Raw genomic sequence first — 2,273 nt, 5'->3', positions numbered from 1 at the left:
TCAGATCGCGAAACTGATCCTCGCGCACACTGAAGGTAACCCACGGGTCGCCGATGTCCACGATTGTGAAGACTGGCACGCCCGTGAGCACGAGCTCGCCGACATTGGCGAAACGCTCCGCAACCTCGCCGTCGTTTGGCGCAAGCAGTCGTGTCTCACCCTGGAGGCTTTGGACCTCGGCGACGGCGGCCTGCGCGCCTCGCACATTGGCGTCGGCAACGGATTTTTCCTGCGGCCGTGTCCCTGCCAACGCCTTCAGGTACTGCTGACGGGCGGCTTCGGACTGCGAGGCTGTAGCAGCGCGAGCGGCCACGGCTTCGTCACGGCGTTGGGCGGAAATCACGCCTTCGGCGAACAGGTTCTCCGCCCGCCGCGCAGTCTGGTCCGCCAAACGAGCCGTCGCCTGGGCGGCGCGCCAGACGGACTCGACCGACTGCACATCCTCGCGGCGAGCGCCTTCGCGGCTCATCGACTGAATGGCCTCACTCGACTGAAGCAGGGCCCGGGCCTGAGCCTCCTTTGCTGCAACCTCCGGGCTGCTCATCAGAGCCAACTCTTGACCTGCCTTCACCTGATCGCCCTCTGAAGCCAGGAAGCGCTCCACGCGACTGGGCACCTTGGTCGCAACAGTGAAGGTCTCCGCCTCGACCATGCCCTGAACCTGATCCCTGGCAGGACGGGCCGCGAGGAAGAGGCCCACGATGATGAAGCCGATCAGCAGCACGAGGCCGACGCCCACGATCACAGGCAGAATACGTCGCCGTGCAGACGTACGACTGGCCGCGATGGTCGGCGCACCGTTTGTCGGGGCATCGGCAAAGGGAGGCGTCTCGCTCATGGCGCGCTTATCCGGTCTTCGCGTTGCAGATAGTCGTTCAAGGTCAGATCGCTTCCCGACGCCGCCAGCAAGCCGGCCAGGCTGAGATCATATTCGTAAGCTGCTGCTGCGCGTTGCAAACGCGCGGCCCCCAGAAGATTGCGGGCGTCCACGACCGAGGCGGCTGTGGCCTCGCCTTCACGGAACCCAACCTCCTGAACTCTAAGATTCTCGCTGGCGGCCTCCAGGCTGCTGTCCATGCTCAGAAACTGACGACGCGCCAACTCCGCCTGATTATAGGCTCGCGTGACCAGCAATCGGGCGTCGTCTCGGGCCTGTCGTTCCACCTCCGCAGCAGCCGAGGCCTGGGCGCGTGCGGCCCCCAGCATGCGTCGTCGATCCACTGTCGAAATCAGTGTGTAACGGGCGCCGATCCCAACCGCCCAATCCGGCTCGGTCGGCAGAGCGTCGTCTGGGTTCAGGTTGTAGGTTCCGAATGCATAGACGGACGGCTTCATTCGTGACGCCGCGAGATCGGCGCCCGCCTCGGCCAGATCGCGCCCGGCTTGAGCCTGCGCAAGGCGAGCGTTCGTCTGGCTTGCCTGGTCAAGAAACACGCCGGCTGGACCGATTGGGTCACGGTTCACGAACAGGGGCGTGGTTGGAACGACGGCGCCATTGGTGTCAACGACCCTGGCGAGGGACGCCACGGCGTTGTCGTGCTCCAGTTCGGCCCTGTGGACCTGCCGCTGAGCCGCATCGCGGGCGACTTCGACCTGAAGCGTCTGGGCGTGGCTGAGCACGCCTTGCGATTCCAACAGTCGAGCGTTGCGCAAATGCAGATCGAAGCCGTCACGGGTCTCGCGTGCGATCTTCAGCGCCTCGGCGGCCAGCACCTGGCCAAAGTACGCCCGCGCCAGATTTACGTCCTCCAGACTGACCGCTTCCTGCTGCTTCGCCTGCGCCAGATCCACATTGGCCGCCGCCGCTCGTCGTAAGGCTGGAATTGCGCCGCCGGTATAGATCGGCTGAAGCGCCGTCACCGTGGGGCGAAAGGTCGTGTCGTCGACTTGCAATCGGACGTCTTGCGGCAAGGCGGCGAAAATTTCGGGAAGCGCCGCTTCCAGCCGCTGGCCGACACTTTGCAACACGTCACCCGGCACACCGGGCAAATCCGCGATGAGCCCAGGAATGGCGGCGCCGAGCTCGGCCTGTGCGCGGTCCAGCGTGTCGCCCAGCGAGAGATCGAATGTCTTGCGATAACGGATCAACTGAGCATCGAGCGCTACGGTCGGCCGATTCAGCCCGGCAGCCACATCCGCCTGGGCCCTGGCGGCCTGCATCCCATAGCCCGCAGCGCGACCGAGACTGGAATTGGAGCGAACACGTCGTTGAGCGGCCGCATAGGTCAGAGCGACTGTAGCGTCGCCCTGGGCCGCCTCTTGGGGCGCGGCCT

At 65.2% G+C, this 2,273-nt stretch carries 2 protein-coding genes; both read right to left on the bottom strand.

Annotated features, from left to right (window positions below):
- On the bottom strand, positions 1 to 838 hold an 838-nt coding region (locus HF680_RS15705), incomplete at its 3' end, for an HlyD family secretion protein (RefSeq protein ID WP_205196343.1).
- Positions 835 to 2,229: a TolC family protein gene (locus HF680_RS15700; protein WP_185225714.1), complete on the bottom strand. Its 1,395-nt coding sequence runs from the start codon at positions 2,227 to 2,229 to the stop codon at positions 835 to 837. The genes HF680_RS15705 and HF680_RS15700, both read right to left, overlap by 4 nt.
- Positions 2,230 to 2,273: the final 44 nt, after the last annotated feature.

It is taken from the genome of Brevundimonas huaxiensis (assembly GCF_014218725.1).
GTDB lineage: Bacteria > Pseudomonadota > Alphaproteobacteria > Caulobacterales > Caulobacteraceae > Brevundimonas > Brevundimonas huaxiensis.
This window is presented reverse-complemented; position numbering and strand designations above follow the sequence as displayed.